This window comes from Bacteroides sp. L10-4 (assembly GCF_013373675.1).
Classification (GTDB): Bacteria; Bacteroidota; Bacteroidia; order Bacteroidales; family Bacteroidaceae; genus Bacteroides; species Bacteroides muris.
Genome location: NZ_JABXJH010000003.1, coordinates 126646 through 147315 on the forward strand (window position 1 = coordinate 126646; position 20670 = coordinate 147315).

At 52.8% G+C, this 20670-nt stretch carries 13 protein-coding genes; 7 read left to right on the forward strand and 6 right to left on the reverse strand.

Features of this window, described 5'->3' with window-relative positions; genetic code table 11:
* Positions 1–35 precede the first annotated feature (35 nt).
* The 4 genes from HU824_RS02240 to uxuA all read left to right on the forward strand — a co-directional run bounded on the left by HU824_RS02240 (position 36) and on the right by uxuA (position 7204).
* Positions 36–2402 carry an alginate lyase family protein gene (locus HU824_RS02240; protein WP_176467945.1) on the forward strand — a complete coding sequence of 789 codons (2367 nt, stop codon included), beginning with the start codon at positions 36–38 and terminating at the stop codon, positions 2400–2402.
* Positions 2403–2543: 141 nt separating this feature from the next.
* Positions 2544–4991, forward strand: a complete 2448-nt coding sequence (locus tag HU824_RS02245; protein ID WP_176467946.1) for a glycoside hydrolase family 2 TIM barrel-domain containing protein — start codon at positions 2544–2546, stop codon at positions 4989–4991.
* Between the two features lie 76 nt (positions 4992–5067).
* Positions 5068–5880: an SDR family oxidoreductase gene (locus HU824_RS02250; RefSeq protein WP_136008723.1), complete on the forward strand. Its 813-nt coding sequence runs from the start codon at positions 5068–5070 to the stop codon at positions 5878–5880.
* Positions 5881–6031: 151 nt separating this feature from the next.
* Positions 6032–7204, forward strand: a complete 1173-nt coding sequence (gene uxuA / locus HU824_RS02255; protein WP_176467947.1) for a mannonate dehydratase — start codon at positions 6032–6034, stop codon at positions 7202–7204.
* 349 nt (positions 7205–7553) lie between these two features.
* Here uxuA and dcm read toward each other — a convergent pair whose 3' ends face one another.
* The 5 genes from dcm to HU824_RS02280 form a co-directional block, all read right to left on the reverse strand.
* Positions 7554–9272, reverse strand: coding sequence for a DNA (cytosine-5-)-methyltransferase (dcm, locus tag HU824_RS02260; RefSeq protein ID WP_176467948.1), 1719 nt, complete (start codon positions 9270–9272; stop codon positions 7554–7556).
* 2 nt (positions 9273–9274) lie between these two features.
* Positions 9275–10705 (reverse strand): Sau3AI family type II restriction endonuclease, encoded by a 1431-nt coding sequence (locus HU824_RS02265; protein WP_136008726.1) that lies wholly within the window; start codon positions 10703–10705, stop codon positions 9275–9277.
* A 260-nt stretch (positions 10706–10965) separates the two neighbouring features.
* The gene (locus HU824_RS02270) at positions 10966–13191 is read right to left on the reverse strand and encodes a glycoside hydrolase family 3 C-terminal domain-containing protein (protein WP_176467949.1); all 2226 of its coding nucleotides are present in this window, start codon (positions 13189–13191) and stop codon (positions 10966–10968) included.
* A 359-nt stretch (positions 13192–13550) separates the two neighbouring features.
* Positions 13551–14801, reverse strand: coding sequence for a glycoside hydrolase family 5 protein (locus tag HU824_RS02275; RefSeq protein WP_176467950.1), 1251 nt, complete (start codon positions 14799–14801; stop codon positions 13551–13553).
* Between the two features lie 209 nt (positions 14802–15010).
* Entirely contained in the window at positions 15011–16654 is a 1644-nt protein-coding gene (locus HU824_RS02280; protein ID WP_176467951.1) for a DUF6377 domain-containing protein, read from the reverse strand.
* 56 nt (positions 16655–16710) lie between these two features.
* Between HU824_RS02280 and HU824_RS02285 the strand changes: the two genes are divergently transcribed.
* Genes HU824_RS02285 through HU824_RS02295 form a run of 3 tightly spaced genes read left to right on the forward strand, consistent with a single transcriptional unit; the run spans position 16711 to position 19409 of the window.
* Positions 16711–17898 carry a DUF5009 domain-containing protein gene (locus HU824_RS02285; RefSeq protein WP_176467952.1) on the forward strand — a complete coding sequence of 396 codons (1188 nt, stop codon included), beginning with the start codon at positions 16711–16713 and terminating at the stop codon, positions 17896–17898.
* Positions 17898–18479, forward strand: coding sequence for an epoxyqueuosine reductase QueH (locus HU824_RS02290; RefSeq protein WP_176467953.1), 582 nt, complete (start codon positions 17898–17900; stop codon positions 18477–18479). The genes HU824_RS02285 and HU824_RS02290 overlap by 1 nt, the downstream gene beginning before the upstream one ends.
* 24 nt (positions 18480–18503) lie before the next feature.
* The gene (locus HU824_RS02295; protein WP_176467954.1) at positions 18504–19409 is read left to right on the forward strand and encodes an alkaline phosphatase; all 906 of its coding nucleotides are present in this window, start codon (positions 18504–18506) and stop codon (positions 19407–19409) included.
* A gap of 10 nt (positions 19410–19419) precedes the next feature.
* Here HU824_RS02295 and HU824_RS02300 read toward each other — a convergent pair whose 3' ends face one another.
* On the reverse strand, positions 19420–20667 hold the full coding sequence (locus HU824_RS02300; protein WP_176467955.1) for a pitrilysin family protein: 1248 nt from the start codon (positions 20665–20667) through the stop codon (positions 19420–19422).
* Positions 20668–20670 lie beyond the last annotated feature (3 nt).

Consider the following 20670-nt stretch of genomic DNA (forward strand, 5'->3'; position numbering starts at 1 on the left):
ACAGAAAACAAACTTATAACAAAACCCATAAACCCATGAAACAGAAAGCAACCAAATGGGCACTTGCCCTCCTCCTCTGGATGCCGGGCGCACAAGCCCAGTCCATCTGGAACACCGACCACCTGCAAAGCGTGAAGCAATCCATCGACAAGCCTTTCTATGCCCACTCCTACCAGGCACTGAAAGCCGAAGCCACCCGTCTGCTGGATGCCGAACCCCTCTCCGTGATGATGAAGGAGAAGACTCCTGCCAGCGGAGACAAGCACGACTACATGAGCCAGGCCCGCTACTACTGGCCCGACCCCGCCAAACCCCACGGACTGCCCTACATCAACCGCGACGGCATATCGAACCCCGAACTGAACAAGCTGGACCGCAACCGTCTGGGAGCCACCGCCAACCGTGTCACCACCCTTGCCCTCGCCTGGTACTTCAGCGGAGAAGAGCGCTACGCACAAAAGGCTACGGAACTGCTCCGCGTGTGGTTCCTCAACAAAGAGACCCGCATGAACCCCAATCTGGAATATGCCCAAGTGACACCGGGCCACAACAACGACAAAGGACGCTCCTACGGCCTGATAGACACCTACTCCTTTGTAGAGATGCTGGATGCCGTGGCCCTCTTGGAACCATCGAAAGCATTCACCGCCAAAGACAGCAAACAACTCAAGGCCTGGTTCGCCCAACTGACCCACTGGATGCTCTCCAGCCCGCAAGGCAAGGAAGAGGCGGAATGCAAGAACAACCACAGCATCGCCTACGACGTGCAGATAGCCGCCTTCTCGCTCTACGGAGGCAAACAGCAGCAAGCCATCGACATCATCAACGCCCTGCCCGCACGCCGCATCGCCAAGCAGATTGACACGGACGGCAAGCAGCCCCACGAGTTGACCCGCACACTGGCTTTCCACTACTCACAGTACAACCTGACCCACATCCTCGACCTCCTCACCATGGCACGCAACCTGAACATGGACACCGAAGCCCTTGCCGCACACGACGGGCATAGCTTCTACAAGGCGATGGACTTTCTGGCACAATACATGGGCAAGGATTCGGGCACATGGCCCTACCGGCAGATAAGCGGATGGGAAGAAGCACAACAGAACTTCTGCCGCGACCTCTACCGCACCGCCACCTGGCTCAACCCCACACGCAAGGATTACCTGCGCCTGTACAACGACTGCCGCACGCTGGACCTGGGCGACCGCTTCAACCTGCTCTACGTGCAAGCCACCGAAGTGGACCACGCCTACGCCTTCGCCGCCGGACAGCTGCAACTCGCCATGCAGTGCGCCGACAAGGCACGCAAGGAGCAGAAGAACGCCGCACGCCGCCGCGTAGTGCCACGTACCATTGCCAAAGACGGCTCGCTGGCCATGATACACCCCCACGACTGGTGCTCGGGCTTCTTCCCCGGCTCCCTGTGGCAGATGTATGCCTACACACACAGCGACTTCTGGCGGCAGTCGGCCATCTCCTGGACCTGGCCCATCGAAGAGGCCAAATGGCACAAAGGCACGCACGACCTGGGCTTCATGATGTACGACAGCTTCGGCAAGGCCTACGAACTGACGGGTGAGCAGTCTTATAAAGATGTAGTCATCCAGAGCGCCCGCACGCTGATTACCCGCTACAGCCCCAAGGTGAAGAGCATCCGCTCGTGGGACCACAACCGCGACAAGTGGAAGTATCCCGTCATCATCGACAACATGATGAACCTCGAAATGCTGTTCCGCGCCACCCAGCTCACCGGCGACTCCGTCTACTGGAAGGTGGCAGTGGACCACGCCAACACCACGATGAAGAACCACTTCCGGCCCGACCACTCGTCTTATCACGTAGTGGACTATGACCCCGAAACGGGCGACGTCCGCCTGAAATGCACGCACCAGGGACACTCGGACGACTCCTTCTGGAGCCGCGGACAGGCTTGGGGCCTCTACGGCTACGCCATGTGCTACCGCTTCACACGCAACCCCGCCTACCTGAAGCAGAGCGAAAACATAGCCGACTTCTTCCTCTCACTGCCCCACATGCCTGCCGACGGCGTGCCCTACTGGGACATGAAGATGGACAACATCAACAACCTCACGCCCGACAACGTGAACCCCGACGTGCCGCGCGACGCCTCCGCGGCCGCACTCATCGCCTCCGGTCTGTACGAACTCTGCACCTACGTGACTCCCGAGAAGGGCCGCCGCTACCGTGCCACAGCCGACAAGATTGTTGCCAGCCTCAACAGCCACTACCAGGCACAGCCGGGCACGCACTACGGCTTCCTCCTTCTCCACTCCACCGGACACCACCCAGGCGGAAGCGAGATAGACGTGCCGCTGAACTATGCCGACTACTACTATCTGGAGGCACTGGCACGGAAAAGGGCACTGGATGCGGAATAACCACCTCTGATTATCAACAGCTTAACATCAATTGTCAGACACCGGACTTTGAGCCGTCAGAGTCCGGTGTTTGAGCCGTCAGACACTGGATTCTGACACGACAAAGTCCGGTGTCTGACAAATCATACAATATACCCCTATATGAAGACACTCAAAAACCTACTCTGCCTGTTGCTTGCCTGCCTATGGGCAAACAGCATTTCCGCCCTCATCCCCACCGACCGCAAACAACGTCTTACGACGGGTTGGGAGTTCATCCGTCAGGACATGGGCAGCATCTGGGAAGTGATGCGCCCCATGCCCGGAACCGGAAAACCCGAAGCCGTCCCCCTCTGGCAGAAGGTGACCCTGCCCCATTGCTTCAACGCCGAAGATGCGGTAGACCCCTACACGAACTACTACCAAGGCGCCGGATGGTATCGCACCACCCTCCATATAAACAGCCCTTATCAAGACGGGCGCATCTACCTGGAGTTTGAAGGCGCGGGACAGAACACCGAAGTCTACGTCTACACCACCCTTGTGGCCTCGCACACCGGCGGATACGACGAATGGAAAGCCGACATCACGGAAGCTGTGGAACAGTTCCGCTCCAACCCCGCCTGCCGCGAACGCTTCGGTGGGAAGATACCCGTCGCCATCCGTTGCGACAACAGCCGCGACACGGAAACAATTCCCTCCGACATGTCCGACTTCAACCTCTACGGAGGTCTCTACCGCTATGTCAACTTGGTTTATACCCCCGCACATTCCATCGGGCAAGTGCAGATAAACGCCCGGACAACTCCCGGCGACAAGCTGGGCAAGGTGGAGTGGCAGGTCACTACCGAACGTCCCCTCTCCGCCTCCCCGTCCGAAGAAGTGCCTGAACTGATGATTACCGTCCTCTCGCCCGAAGGAAGGAAGATTTACCAAGACTGCTACCCGCTGCAAGACACCTGCCGCGCCTGGTTCGCCCTGAAAAGCCCCACGCTCTGGAGTCCCGACAGCACCGCCCTCTACACCTTCCGGGCCCAACTCATTGCGGGAGGCACCGACACCTTGCTGACCCACACGGAGCATTTCGGCTTCCGCCACATCCGCTTCGAGGAGAAAGGACCCTTCTACCTCAACGGGCAACGGCTGTTGCTACGCGGCACCCATCGCCACGAAGACCACGCCGGGGTAGGTGCCGCCCTCACCGAAGAGATGATGATTGCCGAAATGAAGCAAATCAAGGCAATGGGCGCCAACTTCATCCGCCTGGGCCACTACCAGCAGTCGGAAATCATCCTCCGCCTCTGCGACAAGCTGGGGCTTCTGGTGTGGGAAGAGATTCCGTGGTGCCGTGGCGGACTGGGCGGCGAGAAGTACCGCGAACAGGCACGCCGCATGCTCACCAATATGATTGGCCAGCACCGCAACCACCCCTGCGTCATCCTTTGGGGCACGGGCAACGAAAACGACTGGCCGGGCGACTTCGAGGAGTTCGACACGGACAGCATCCGCACCTTTATGGGCGAACTGAACGACCTCGCGCACCGACTTGACCCCACCCGTCCCACCGTCATCCGCCGTTGCGACTTCTGCCGCGACATCGTGGACGTGTATTCGCCCAGCATCTGGGCAGGCTGGTACGGGCGGCGCTTCCGCAACTACCGCGAGATGGTACAAGCGGGCTTCGAGAGCGTGCCCCGCTTCATCCATGCCGAATGGGGCGGCGACAGCCACGCCGGACGCCACGCCGAGGAGCAAATGACAAAACACGGCTCCTCCTTCGACATCGAAGCGGGCGACCGCAACGGCGACTGGAGCGAATCGTACATCGTCCGCCTCTTCGACTGGCACCTGAAAGAGCAGGAGCAGATGCCTTGGCTCACCGGAAGCGCCTTCTGGACCTTCAAGGACTTCTCCACCCCGCTACGCCCGCTGAACCCCATCCCCTACGTCAACCAAAAGGGCGTAGTGCAGCGCGACGGCACACCCAAAGAGAGCTACTACGTCTTCCAAAGCTACTGGAGCCACGAACCGATGCTGCACATCTACGGGCACTCCTGGCCTGTGCGGTGGGGCAAGGCGGGCGAGGCGAAGGAAATCCTCGTTTACTCCAACTGCCCCGAAGCAGAACTCTTCGTCAACGGCATCTCCTTAGGACGGAAGAAGCGCGACAGCCAAGACTATCCTGCCGCCGGATTCCACTGGAACGCCGTGCTGAAGGAGGGAGAAAACGAAATTGAAGCCATCGCCTACCGCGACAACAAGCCCTGCCTGCGCGACAAGATACACCAGACCTACCAGACACAGCCTTGGGGTGCCCCCGCCCAAATACGCCTGACACAGGCCAAGGTGGACGAAGAAACCATACTGGTACAGGCCGAACTGCTGGACAAGGACGGCATCCCCTGCCTCGACGCCTGCCACTTCATCGAATTCGGCTGCACGGACAGCGAAGCATTGCTCCGAAACCAAGGAACCGCCCACGGGTCGCAACTCCTGCAAGCCACGGGCGGACGGGCAGGCATCTACGTCAAGAGCCACGTTCCGGTAGTGGTAAGCGCCCGCTGCAAGGAAGAAATATGCGGCACCGCCTTCATTTCAGTCGGAAAATAAGGAGAACTCTAAAGAGAATTCCATAATTTTGCAATATCGAACCGGAAAAATACAAAATCAGTAGACAAAACATCGTATGAAAAACCTATTCGACATCAAACACCGCGTAGTGGTCATCACCGGCGGAACGGGCGTATTGGGAAGGGCCATCGCCCTGCACCTCGCAGAGGAGGGCGCCAAAGTAGTCATCCTGGGCCGCAAAGCCGAAGTGGGACACGCCCTCGCGGCAGACATCAAGGCAGCCGGCGGCGAAGCCCTCTTCCTGACCACCGACGTGACCGACCGCGCACGCCTGGAGCAGAACCTGAGCGACATACTCGCCGCCTACGGCCGCATAGACGCCCTGCTGAACGCCGCCGGCGGAAACATGCCGGGCGCCACCATCGCCCCCACGGGCACCATCTTCGACTTGAAGACAGAGGAGTTTCAACGGGTGCTGGAATTGAACCTGACGGGCACCGTGCTGCCCACACAAGTCTTCCTCCGCCCGATGGTGGAGCAGAAGCGCGGCGCCATCGTCAACTTTTCCAGCATGGCAGCCTTCCGCCCCCTGACGCGCGTGGCCGGATATGCCGCCGCCAAAGCGGGTATCTCGAACTTCACCGCCTTCATGGCTGCCGAAGTTGCCAGGAAGTTTGGCGAAGGCATCCGCGTGAATGCCATCGCCCCCGGATTCTTCCTCACGGAGCAAAACCGAGCCCTGCTGACGAACCCGGACGGAAGCTACACGGAACGCGGGCAAGATGTGATTCGCCAAACTCCCTTCGGACGCATGGGCCGTGCCGAGGAGCTTTGCGGAACGATACAATACCTCATCAGCGATGCCTCGGCCTTTGTCACAGGCACGGTGGCCGTAGTAGACGGAGGATTCAACGCATTCGCCATGTAGCATCCGCCATGTAGCATCCCCCCGGAGGGAAACGGAAATTCTTTTCAGCGCTCCTTCGAGAGTCCGTTTTGAAGAATACATGAACAGAACCGAGAAAACATACACTCACCCCTCCTCCTCAAGGGGGCGGGGAGGCAAACTTACATACATTATGATACTTTGTGAACAAACCTGGCGCTGGTACGGTCCCAACGACCCGGTAAGCCTTTGGGACATAAAACAAGCCGGAGCCACCGGCATTGTGAACGCCTTGCACCATATTCCAAACGGAGAGATATGGACGGTAGAGGAGATCGGGAAACGGAAAGAAATGATTGAATCCGTCGGCCTGCGATGGTCTGTAGTAGAGAGCGTGCCCGTGCACGAGCATATCAAGACCCAAACCGGAGACTTCCGGAAGTATATCGACAACTATAAGGAAAGCTTGCGCAACCTGGGCAAGTGTGGCATCAACACCGTCACGTACAACTTCATGCCCGTGCTGGACTGGACGCGCACCGACCTTGCCTACGAACTGCCCGACGGCAGCCGCGCCCTCCGCTTCGAACGCGCCGCCTTCATCGCCTTCGACCTCTTCCTGCTGCGCCGCCCCGGTGCCGAGGCCGAATACACCGACGAAGAAAAGGCCAAGGCCCGTGCCCGCTTCGAGGAGATGACGGAGGCAGACAGGCAACTGCTTGTGCGCAACATCATTGCCGGGCTTCCCGGCTCGGAAGAGAGCTTCACCCTGGAGCAGTTTCAGCACGAACTGGACCGCTACAGAGACATCACTCCGGAGCGTCTGCGCGCCAACCTGATTTACTTCCTGAAGGAAATCGCCCCGGTGGCCGACGAAGCGGGCGTCGTGCTCGTCATCCATCCGGACGACCCGCCCTGCTCCATCCTCGGCCTGCCGCGCATCATGAGCTGCGCTGCCGACTTTCAGGCACTGGTCGACGCCGTCCCCAACAGGAGCAACGGCCTCTGCCTCTGCACCGGCTCGCTCGGCGTGAGCGCCGCCAACGACTGTGCGGCCATCATGCGGCAGTTTGCCCACCGCATCCACTTCGTGCACCTGCGCAGCACGCAACGCGACGCCGAAGGCAACTTCCACGAGGCCAATCACCTGGAAGGCGACGTGGACATGTATCACGTGATGAAGGCTTTCCTTGAACTGCAACAATGCCGTGGCGTCTCCATCCCGATGCGTCCCGACCACGGACACCAAATGGTGGACGACCTGAAGAAGAAGACCAACCCCGGATACTCTTGCATCGGCCGCCTGCGCGGACTGGCAGAGCTGCGCGGACTGGAGATGGGCATTGCAAAGTCGATGGAGGAATAAGATTTCTTTTCTTATATACTCTGCAAGAAGCCGTTGAACTGCAAACAATATTGTAGTTCAACGGTTCCTTTATATAAACAAATACCTTTTCTTGTTTGTCTGAAGCTACCGGAAAATGAACAAGACAACAACAGGCAAACCTATGGCATCAAAAATGCTTAAGATAGGGTACGAGGCACTCTCATCCTACTTGGAAGGTAATATCAGGTGTAAGGGATTAAACGTCTTCTCAAACATACTGAAGCAGCCTTGAACGTAGCATGAAGCAGCTTCCTCTGTATCTCTGCGTTCAATCCCCAATATATCAGGAACGAAACAACAAGAGGGAGTAAATAGCAAGAACTTCAAATCATTCAATCACTCGGTTTAAGATAGTATCTGTATATGTATTGAATATAGCAAGCCTGATAAGCTTATATTCGGGCAAACTTTCCAGAAATTCCAATTCCAATACCAATCTCGGTTCAGTATCCCCACTCTCTTTATAAATTTCCGCCTTGCTTCCAATCCGGGCTATACGGATAAGATAGATATCACGAACCCCCTTACCTTTTATATAAGGCATAAAATAATAAAGCTTATTCAAAGAAATAGTGGACGGAAAAGATTTTGCCTTCCCCGTATAGTACATCTTTGTGGGAGTTCCATTCAAGAAATAATCTTGATTGTCTAATTTGACCAGCCCAATAAGAAGCCGTTTCGTTCCATCAAGGATATATGTTTTCCTTGGAGCATTTGCAGCAATTTTTTTCGTTTCCTCAGTGAATAAATTCAAATCCAACGTCGGATGTGCATCACGTTGTATATGAATAGGACGTGAAGATACAGGCGCTTCATTATAAATGAACCGATAAAGGCTTTTTCCTATTTGTTCAACGATACCACATACAAGTGCATTCCCCATGAGAAAAGCGCGACGTCCATCCGAAACTTCAGGATGAAACGTATGATTATCGGGGAACATATTCAACCGTTCCAATTCAATGGGGATAAGACGACGATACCTCCCGGACGGAGTCTGCACCACATGTTTGAAACGGGACGGGGCAGCTCCTCCTTCACCGGTAATCATCGTACGCGACGGTTTGTCCAAACTATCGGGAAAAGCCATTCCACCTTCAGAAAAAACATACTCATATCCCTCCTTGGAAACACGGTTTATTTTCTTCGCCCCTTTCTCGTACTGCCATTTAGGCAATTCTTCTTCAGAAATAAAAAAGTCTTCCGGAACAAATTCTTCACTGACCAAATTGTCGCCTAATGTCTGGAAAGTACCCTCATACATAGCTACAGCATCTACAGAAAACACATGCCGGTCCATCATCATACCTGCATTGCCAAAAGGACTCTCTCTCTTTCCTTGATTGAAAGTTGCAGAAACTTCCTGGACACTCCCCTTTATATCAAAGGCGGACAATGTCTTCTCTTTCTGTTTGAAAGGAAAAGATTGAGCCATTACTCCATCATATAGTACCCAATCCTCCATTCCTTCAATCCGGTTTGCCACGACCGAACCCTTACGATACCCCACAATATAAGTCCGGCGCCGACGTTGCGGCATTCCATAATCGGCAGCATTGATTACCCGCCATTCCACCACATAGCCAAGGTCGGACAACGATGCAAGAATAATAGCGAAATCACGGCCACGTTGGGTTGCCGGAGAGTTTATCAGCCTATCTACATTCTCAAAGAAAATATAATCAGGGCGACTCTCGCCTTTCTCTTCAAGAATACGATAGATTTGCCACCACAATACCCCCTTTTTCCCCTCAATACCACCGGAGCGGCTCAAAGTGGCAGCTACAGAATAGTCTTGACAAGGGAAACCGCCTACCAAAAGGTCATGATTGGGAATCTCCTCTGTCGGCACTGTATTTATATCACGATTCGAATGCCCTTTACAGCCGAAACGGGCCTTATACACCAATGAAGCATCTTGACGTTTGGTCGATGGTTCCCATTGATTGTTCCAAATGGTTTGATAAGCATCCGACGCACCTTCCAAGCCAATCCGGAAGCCTCCTACACCTGCAAAAAGTTCTACAACACGTATCTGATTACTCATTTTTACCGTTTTTCGTCTTGTCTTTGTTCTACAATCTCTCTTACGTAGTCATTATTAAACCAATAGCAAAACTTCTTTGCACCTTTCCCGTCAGGCGTAGGTGCAATGTCTTTTGCTTTCTGGGCTTTTGGCCGTACATGGAACTTCTTTCTATCGCAAGCTTTCCACCAATAGTCCTCTGAGATATGACTTTCCAAGATATTCTTCTTGATATGTTCCCAATATACCTCAGCACATTCCAGGTCGGATTGGGGCATAGTCCAAAAAAATGCGTCATCAAGCTCATAGTCCCCTTTCCCTTTATGCCGTTCTCTGAAAACAACGAATAAAAATCGACTTGAATATAACTCATAGAGCCTGGATTCATACCAATTCCCACATTCGGCAACCTCCATATAGTCAATATTCTCAAACGACATGGCTTCTTTAATAATACCATCGGCCTGCACTCGGACAGTTTTCATCATAAGCCCGGCTTTCAGAAACTCTTCAGAACGATTGACATTCGAGCATTTGCCAGATGCAACGACAGCATTGGCAATCATTGCAAATTTATTCTTTGGATTATTTGAAATGTCCACCTTTTTATCTTTGGCAATAGCCTCATAGTTTTTACCCATATACGGTTTGAAACGTTTTAAGACAATCTCATCAAAGCTATTTTTACTCAAATCCTGAGAAGTAAGCAATGGATTCTCAGACAATCCGAAATTTGCCACAGCCTTTTCGCCTACATTCACGACATACTGCAAAACAGTACGCATATAGGCCATCTTCAAACTGAAAGCACGTCGTGGAGCGTTAACCTCCGAATTCGGCTGTGCCATCAGGCTATCTCCTTTTTGTCCTTTCCTGCAAGCTCCAAGATACATCGTATCACCTTCGGATAACAAATGTGCCTCACCACGTTTAATCTTATCTACAATCAACTCATAATCATGTCGAATAATCAACAAGTCCTTCTCCGGAAGTTTCCATAATACAGAAAAGACAAACTCCAAATCCAGATTATCATAACCCTTGCGATATAGATAGAATAATAACAACATCAATTGGCATTTGAGATAAAAATGCGAATGTTCAAAATCTTCATTTACAACATCACAATAGTTTATCATATTACAAACAAGGCGTTCCTTGACAAGATAGTCCTTATTCTTTCCGAGCTTCAAGGGAGTACATTTCAATTCCATTCCAGCCTGCGAAAAATCCGCTTCGGGATTATTATTGGTCTCAAGTAAAAAATAAAGGTTCTCAACCATTTGACCAATTCCCCCCTTACCTTTTCTACGTTCATATCCCTTGTCAGCAAATTCACGCAGTGTTTTGCCTAACAGTCCCTTGCTATATTCGAATATACTGGTAGCATTTGCAGCATCATACGGCAGCGCATTTTTTTCCGGACAACTGTTACAATTCATGTTACTAACCATGAGATTTTTTTTGATTTTATATAAGTGCAACCTTTAGTCATCATAGACGAAGCATGCAAAATTAGAGGAATTTTAGTAATTACCTACTATAACCCATCTGTTTCTTTACCTAATATGGTTCGGATTTCAATAGAATCATCTTTCTCTCTAAAATGCAGACGAGATGCAGAAAAGAAAAACGCAGAGACACAAAGGGACTCTGTACCCTAATGTCTCCGCGTTCAATTACTCCGGTATTATATACCCAAAAGCAACCTGCCTTATTTCAATTCGAAAGGAACCACTCCCTTTATATCGGCCGCCGATGCTGCTATGACAGCCTCGAACTTGCCCGGCTCGGCCACCCAGGCATGGCGGGCATCGTCGAAGAAGCTAAGCGCCTCCTTGTCGATGGTGAAGGTGACTTCCTTCGCTTCGCCCGGAGCCAGCCTCACCTTGCGGAAGCCTTTCAGCTCCTTGACGGGACGGGGCAGAGAGGACTTCTTGTCGCTGATGTAGAGCTGCACCACTTCCTGCCCTTCGCGCGTGCCGGTATTCTTTACGGTCAGCTTCACGGTCAGCTTGCCGTCGGTCTGCATGGTGGTGGCGTCGGCCGTCGGCTTGCCATATTCGAAAGTGGTATAGCTCAAACCGTGGCCGAAGGGGAAGAGGGGCTTGAGGTTCTTCTGCTTGTCGGCCCAACGGTAGCCCACGAAGATGCTCTCATTATACTTGATGTCGATGATGTCTCTGCTCCGCTTGCCGGTATATTGGCCCAGGCTGTGGGCGGGGCAGTCTTCCAGCTTCGCGGGGAAGGTGAACGGAAGCTTGCCGCTGGGATTGACATCGCCCATGAGAATGGCTGCCAGCGAGTGGCCGGCCTCGGAACCCAGATACCAGTCTTGCACGATGGCAGGCACTTCGTCTACCCAGGGCATGGCGATGGCGTTGCCGGAGATGTTGACGACAATCAGGTTCTTGTTGGCCCCGGCCAGTGCGGAGATAACGGCATCCTGACCGTAGGACAAGCCCAGACCCTTACGGTCGGAGTCCTCGCAGTCTTGGCCGTTGCTCTTGTTCAGGCCGCCGATGAAGATGACATAATCGGCATCCCGGGCCTCTTTCACGGCTTCGGCTATCAGCTCTTCGGGAGTACGGTCATCCTTCAGATTCTGTCCGGTCACCACCCCGTTGTATTCGCCGCTTGCATCGCCCACGTAGCCGCGGGCATATACCACCCGGGCCTTACCGGCCACACGCTGCTTGATGCCGTCCAGCGGAGAGAGCTCGCGCTGCACCTTCAGCGAAGAGCTGCCGCCGCCCACGGTCATCATCTTGATGGCATTCTCGCCCACTACCAGGATCTTTTCGGCGCGGTTCAGGTCTATCGGAAGCAGATTGCCCTTGTTCTTCAGCAACACGATGCCCTCTTCGCCGATGCGGCGGGCAGCCTCGTAATGCTCTGCAGAGAGCATGCTTCCCCACGGACGGTGGGGATTCATCACCGTACGGAAGATAAGGCGCAGGATGCGGCGCACCTTGTCGTCCAGCTCCTTGGTGCCTACCTTGCCCTCGCGGATGAGGTTCAGGTAGGGATTGGCCAGGTAATAATTGTCGTATGCGTTGCTGGCACCGTTCGAGAGTCCGTTGGTCCAGCTGCCGAACTCCATGTCGAGTCCGTTGGTAATGGCTTGCCGGGTGTCGTGCGTGCCTCCCCAGTCCGAGATGACTACACCGTCGAATCCCCATTCGCCTTTCAATATATCGTTCAATGTGTATTGGTTGTGACAAAGATGTTGGCCTTTGTATAGGTTGTAGGCACCCATGATGCTCCACGCTCCACCCTCTTGCACGGCCATCTTGAAGGCCGGCAGATAAATCTCATAAAGGGCACGGTCGTCTACAATCACATTGGTGGTATGGCGGTTCACTTCGTGATTGTTCAAGGCAAAGTGTTTGACGCAGGCAGCCACGCCGTTCTGCTGCACGCCCCGGATATAAGGCACCACCATCTTTCCGGCCAGATAGGGGTCTTCGCCCATGTACTCGAAGTTGCGTCCGTTGAGCGGTGTACGGTAAATGTTGACACCGGGCCCCAGCAAGACGGACTTGTTGCGATAGCGCGCCTCTTCGCCGATGCTCTGCCCGTAAAGGAGAGACATTTCGGGGTTCCAGGTTGCTGCCAGGCAGGTCAGGGCAGGGAAAGCCACGCAGGAGTCGTTGGTGCACCCGGCCTGTTCCCACTCATCCCACAGCACATCGGGACGTATGCCGTGAGGACCGTCGTCCGTCCATACATCGGGAATGCCCAAACGGGGCACGCCTGCACTGCTGAACTTGCTTTGCGCATGGGTCAGCTTTACTTTCTCTTCCAGGGTCAGACGGCTCAATGCGTCTTCCACTCTTTCTTCGATAGGTTTGCTTGCGTCCAGATAGACGGGCTGCTGTTGCGCCGAAAGAGGAAGCGCGGCAGCAGCCAGAGCCAAGCCGAATAATACTTTTCTCATTGTTGGATAATTAGGTTGTTGCATTATCAGGTTGTTATATAATCAAGTTGCCGTATTATCAGGTTGTTGCATTATCAGGTTGTTGCATTATCAGTCCGTACTATTGATAATTCCCAATATAGAAGGGAATATGAATTAGCCCCTACCACATAGGAACTGAGGTCTTTAAGCTCGGGTGTTTTGGGGTACTCAGTCCTATGGTGTGCGCAGCTAGTCCCGGCATCTCACCTCCGGGATTTGACACGTACTGCTTACAGCCTATTTGCAGCCTACTCACAATATGCTCACAATATGCTTATAGCCTATTTGCAGCCTGCTTGCAATATGCTTGCAGCCGGTTTGGAGCGAGGCAGCACCCGCTACTTCATTCCCAATGACCGGATATAGCTCTCCTGAACCACACAATTCTTCAGTTTGCATGCCTCGATGAAGTCCGTCATCGCCTTGCGGGCCATGGCCTGCGCGGGACGTGCCTCACGGATTTCCTTGTACGTGGCACGCGGCGCTTCGGAGAAATATACGATGTTTGCCCAGTTTTCCGGCGGAGTGATGCCGACGAAAGAGGAGCCGTCCATCTTCTTGTAGGGCCAGAAGGTATAGCCGATGTTGTTCTCGCGCATCGTCTGGCAGAAGGCGGCCTGCCATTCGTCCGTATTGTGGCCTATCTCACCCATGTACATGGGCAGGTTCACACTGTCGCGAAAGTTGATAATCGTCTGGATGGCAGCCTGGGTGGGTTCGCCTCCGTAACGGTGGCAGGTGTACATTATCTTGTCGTCGAACTTGGAGTCTTTGAAAGGCTTGAAATTACCGTTCCATTGCGAGCCGCCCAGCAGGATGATGTGGTTGTTGTCTACCTGGCGGATGGCGGCTACTCCTTTCTTATATACATCTTCCAGCTTAGAGTTGAGTTCTTCCATGTTCTCGAAGTAAGGGGCAATGGGCTCGTTGAAGAGTTCGTAACCGAGGATGACCGGTTCGTTCTTGTAGCGGTCGGCTATCCGGCGCCAGATGTCGCAATAGAGTTGCTGGCTGGCTTCGCTGTCGAACAGCCAGGGATAACCGTAGCTGTCGTCGATGTTGTCGCCCGTCTGTCCGCCGGGGGCGTCGTGCATGTCGAGGATGAGATACAAGTCCGACTCACGACACCAGTCTACGAGGCTGTCTACGCGGGCAAAGCCGTCTTGGGCGGTGGTCAGCCCCATATAGTCCTCGTCCGTAAACAGTTTGTAATGGAAAGGCAGACGGATGGTGTTGGCACCCCGGCTCTTGATGAAGCGGATGTCTTCGCGCGTTATGTAGTTGTCCTTGAATGCCTTCCAGAAGTCGGCGGTAAAGTCCGGTCCCACCAGCTGGCAGAACATCTCGTTGATGAAACGGCCCGAGTTGGTCTTGCTGAACCTGAACATGTAGCCTTCCGGATTCAGCCAATTGCCGAGGTTGGTGCCCATGATGAAGAGTTTGGTTCCGTCGGGCTTTATCAGGTCTTGGCCCTGAATGGTTACGAATGCATCTTGAGTTACTTCTTTTGCCGCTTGTTTCTCACTGCATCCCGCAAGGCCCAAAGACAGCAAGGCGATGGAAATGCTTGTAGCTAATAGATGTTTCATGGTAATTATTTTTTGGGGTTATAGTATTAGTCGCGATATTTATTTTTACTTCCCCAAAGTTAGGAAAGATAAGAATATCCCATGCCGGCGAATTGGGAATAGGTGGAGAACTGAAAAGGAGGAAAGAGCATAAACATCTAATAACCAAAAATATGAACTGGAATGGAGAAAGCTAAAAAGTGGATTCGGATAATCTGTCTGACGTATTGTCAACGTATCTGCATCAGCCTCATTTCGAAATCCTCGCGCGAGATACGCGCTTTGTTCTTCACTTTGGCGCGGTAATTATAGATGGTGTTTACGGAGTAACGAAGGAATTCTGCAATCTGCGAACTGTCGTCGATGCCCAGACGAATCAAGGCGAAAATGCGGAGTTCCGTATTCAGCAATTCACCTTTACGAAGCACGATACGTTCTTCCGGTTGCAGCAGGTCGTTGAATTTATCCACAAAATCGGGAAAAAGATGCAGGAAGGCGATATCAAAGTTTTCATAGAGTTCCTTCAATCCAGTGTCCAGCACTTCGCGGGAGCGTACCATTTTCAGCAACTCGTCCATTTGCCCGGCAGAGATTTTCTTGTTGACCATCCGCCGGTAGGTATCCAGGCGGTTGATGTAGATGGAGCAAAGGTTCATGAAACGCCCCACATACTCCTCCTTGATATTGTTTGACAGTTGCAGCTGCTCGTTGGTCTGCTCCAAATTATTCCTCGCAGCAGAGAGGCGACGCATCTGCCGATAGATAAAGACCACCGCCACGGCCAGCAGCACAATCAGGGTACTGATGAGCCAGAGATACAAGCGGAGCCGGTCGTTCTGCCGCTCGCGCATGGCTTGGTAGGTAAGGTCTATCAGCGAAAGGATACCCGCAGTCTGGAGGCTGCGGCTACGGGCGTTGTAGCGGTTGGTCTCGTCCCACGAGAAACGGATGTAGCGATAGGCATGCTCCATGTCTCCTTCTTCATAGAGAAGTTCCGCCAGATTCCAGAGTGAAGCATGGTCTGTGATACTCAGGCGGATATCGGTAAGTGCAGACAAGGCGAGGTAGCGTTTCTCTTCCTCCCGGTTGCCAAGCCGTCGGTAGAGCAATGAGCGCTGATAGGTCACCAGCGCATATTCGGGAGTATTAGGTTCTGCATGTGCCAGGCGCGCGTCATTGATACTTAAGGCTTCGTCCAGGTGGCCGGCAGCAGCCTCCCGCGTCTCCATACGTTCCAGGTAGAGAGGCGACGAAGGCAGAAGTACCTGCATCAAAGAATCGTCATAATGGACAGCCAAGGCTTGATAACGCTTCTTGAAAGAATCGTCCAGCGTATAGAAACTCAGCTCCGTGTAAAGTTTATGATAACAATTGTAATAATCCGGCAGCAGATGAGCGGGAAAGGAGGATTTGTCTATCTGCCTCAAGAGTTCGGCGGCTTCCTCGTACATGCCTGCCGAAGCCATCAGGTGGGCGAGTTCCAGCCTTGTCTCGAGCGCTGCATTCCGTTGGCCATAGCGCTCTGCCCAATTCAGATTGACACGAAGATAATGGATGGCCGAATCGCAGATATAGGCCTTGTATTCCTTGTAGATTTCCCCATTCCATCGGAAAAAAGAGAGATTGGTGGTATCGGTATCCAGCAATCGACGCCTCAGCCGGGCAATGCGTCCTTCACGCTGGGCGGCATAGTGCCGGTGCACCTCGATAGCCTCATCCAAAGAGGAGGTGAGTGCAGTAAAGGAGGGCGTGCCGGCAGCCAAAGCCACACTTTGCCATATCACGACGACAAGAAAACAAAAAGTAAATAATCTCCTTTCCATGACCATAAAGTTCATGCAAATATACGAAGAAATCCTGCAAAGAAATAGCATCGGAAAAAATAGTTCCCTATATTTGCATTTAAAAACCCCCAAACAGATTGTCTATCATGAAAAGCTTAACACCCCCCCAACGAGTTGTCGCGGTAGACGTATTCCGCGCACTCACCATGTTCCTCATGCTCTTCGTCAACGACATTCCCGGGCTGAAAAACGTGCCACACTGGCTGATGCATGCCAAGATGGACGAAGACATGATGGGATTCTCCGACACCATCTTCCCCGCTTTCCTTTTCTGTATGGGAATGTCCGTATCCTTTGCCATACAAAACAGGTACAGGAAGGGAGACAACACTCTGCAAGTCGTGACCCATATCTTCCGGCGGACAGTAGCGCTGATTGCCATGGGACTGTTTTCAGTTAACAGCGGAGGAATTGAAGGCGGCCTCTCGCACCAATGGTTCTCCATCCTGATGGTCGTCGGGTTCTTCCTCACTTGGGGGGTATATCCCAAAGCGGAAGGAACGAAAAAGGCCCTTTTCACCGCAATGAAAACGGCAGGCGTGCTGCTGCTCGCCTTCCTCGTCATCTACAAGGACATGAACGGGAAACCCTTCCAGATAGGTTGGTGGGGTATCCTCGGACTTATCGGCTGGACGTATGCGGTATGCGCAGGCATCTACCTGTTCACCCGCGAGAACCTGCGGAAGAATGCCGTTGTCTGGTTTGTGGTTGTATTGCTTGCCGTAGTCAGCCATTCGGACTTGATACCGGGAGAGTACGGCAGCCGGATTATTCTGCTTCCCTTCATTCCGAGCGACTGGACGCTGCATGCCCTCGGTATGTCCGGCGTACTGACCTCCCTGCTTATGCAACGCTATGCCGACCGGGAACGGCCGGGACGGTTCATCGGCATACTTTGTGCCCTCGGCGCAGGAATGCTTGTCCTTGCCCTCGTCTCACACCCGTTCTGGATTATATCCAAGATACAAGCCACACCGACATGGCTGTTCTACTGCCTCGCCATGTTCTTCCCACTGTTCGGTTTCTTCTACTGGCTGACGGACGTGAAAGGCAAGGCCAACCGGTTCGATATCATCAAACCTGCAGGTACGGCAACGCTGACCTGCTATATCATTCCTTACATCTGGTATGCTGTCCAGCAATTGCTGCATCTGCACTATCCCGAGGCATTGGGAAGCGGTGTACCGGGGCTGCTCAAGTCTCTCGTGTTCTCGCTTGTCGTTGTGGGGCTGACCGGCCTGCTGGTGAAAGGAAAAATTAAACTGAAAGTATAATGTTGAAAGTTCAAACACCCAACGGTGACCACAAGGTACTGCTGCATTCGTGCTGCGCACCTTGCTCCTCTGCCATCATCGAGTGTATGCTGGAAAACGGCATACGCCCCACCGTATTCTACTGTAATCCCAACATCTATCCGCAGGCAGAATATGAGATAAGGAAAAACGAGGCTATCCGTTTCGTAACCTCCAAAAACCTCGATTTCATCGATGCAGATTATGACTATGCACACTGGCTGCACTCTATAAAAGGACTGGAAAACGAACCGGAGCGCGGCGGGCGATGCCTGAAATGCTTCACGCTGCGCCTCACGGAGACTGCGCGCTATGCCTCCGAACATGGTTTCTCCGTATTCACCACCACCCTCGCCTCTTCGCGCTGGAAAAGCCTGGAACAAATCAATGAAGCAGGACACCGTGCCGCCGCGCTCTATCCGGGTATCCTCTTCTGGGAACAGAATTGGCGGAAAGGCGGGCTCCAAGACCGGCGCAACCAACTGCTGAAAGTGTATGATTTCTACAATCAGCAGTATTGTGGCTGCGAATTCAGTATGCAACGACTGGAAAAGAACAAATAACGTTAAACGAAAATTAAAGATAACATGAAGAAACTGACTTTTACATTACTCATCACTCTGGCAGCGGCATGCCTCTTTTCAGTTCCCTGCAATGCCAAGGGAAAAGCCAAACACGTAGTTTTCATCGGTCTTGACGGCTGGGGCGCCTATAGCGTTCCCAAAGCAGAAATCCCCCACATCAAGCAACTGATGGCAAACGGTTCTTATACATTAGAAAAACGGACTGTACTCCCCTCCTCCAGCGCCGTCAACTGGGCAAGCATGTTTATGGGGGCCAGTCCTGAATTGCACGGATATACGCAATGGGGCTCGAGGACTCCCGAGCTTCCGTCACGCGTATTGAACCAGCACGGCATATTTCCTACCATCTTCCAGCTGCTACGTGATGCCCGGCCGGAAGCAGAAATAGGCTGTCTGTATGAATGGGACGGCATCAAGTATCTGGTGGATACCCTTTCTCTGAACCACCATGCACAAGCACCCGACTACAACAAACATCCCGAAGCCCTATGCGGCATGGCAGAAAAGTATATCAAGGAGAAACATCCGACCTTGCTTGCCGTCTGCTTCGACAACCCCGACCACGTAGGCCATCAAGCCGGACATGATACTCCTGAATATTACGCCAAACTGAAAGAACTCGACGGTTATGTGGGTCGCATCATCCAGGCCGTCACAGAGGCAGGTATGCTGAAAGAAACAATCTTTATCGTTACTGCCGACCACGGAGGCATTGAAAAAGGACATGGCGGCAAGACCATGCAGGAGATGCAGACTCCCTTCATCATCTCCGGAAAGGACATAAAGAAAGGAGGCGAATTCCACGAAAGCATGATGCAGTATGACGTTGCATCCACTATTGCCCACATCTTCGGGCTGAAACAACCGCAAGTATGGATAGGACGTCCTATGTTGCAGGTCTTCAAATAAAAGAAAACGGTCAACGATAAATGAGCGTCGAAAGATAGTGCTCGGCAAACATCTCGTTTGCCACCTCTAACAGAGCCTCCGGAGTAAGCTGTTCAATGCGATGGAACACAGCTTCGGAAGTTTCGCATTTATTATAATGCAGGAAAGTCTTTCCCATACCCAGCGCATTGTTCTCATTATTATCCGAGGCTACACCGATTTGCCCGATAAGCTGCTTCTTGGCAGCCGCAAGCTGCGACGAAGTCATCCGGACATCACGCAAGCGTTTCAGTTCCTTGTATACCAGACGGGTGCAGTAGTCCAAATCTGCAGGGTCGCAACCGAAGTAGATGCAGAAAGTTCCCGTATCGGTATAGGAAGTCAGGTTGGATTCCACGTTATAGACCAGTCCGCGACGTTCGCGGAGAGAAACATTCAGGCGGCTGTTCATGCCCGGCCCGCCCAAGACATTGTTCAGCAGATAGAGTGCAGTACGCTTGTCATCGTACGCATTATATCCCCGGCTGCCAATCATGACGTGTGCCTGGTGGGTATCCTTATGCACTACAAGATGCTCGGGTACATAAAGGGGCGGTGGAGTACGGTGGTTGTCCACTGCCACGGCAGGTATATCCGCGAGGAGTTTTTCCGCCCATCGCACCACCTGCCTGAAATCCAGATTGCCCAGAACAAAAAAAACCATATTGCCGGGATGGTAGAAGCGGGAAGTGAATGCAGCGGCATCCTCACTGCGGAACATCTTCAGTTGCCCGGGATTGCCCAGGATGTTGCGTCCCAGGGGATGCCCTCTGAATATCAAGTCTTCGAAATCATCGAAGATAAGCTCGGAAGGGTTGTCTTCGTAGGATTGTATCTCGTCGATAATCACCTCCGTCTCTTTCTCGATTTCGCGTTGCGGGAAAGTGGAGTGGAATACAATATCCGTCAGAAGCTCAACGGCACGACCGAAATGCTCGGTCAGGAAAGCAGAGTAAATCACTGTTTCTTCCTTATTGGTGTAGGCGTTGAGGTCTCCGCCTACATTCTCCATACGATTCAGAATATGCCATGCCTTACGCTTGGCGGTACCTTTAAATATAAGATGCTCTACAAAATGCGCCATACCCTGCTCGTTTTCAAGCTCGTCGCGCGTACCCGCATCTACGGCAAAACCGCAATAAGCCACTTTAGAGGCTGAGGGTTCATGAATGATGCGCAAGCCGTTGGACAGGATATATTGATTGAAGGTGGACGGTAAATTTTCTTTTAAGTTCTTCATTCT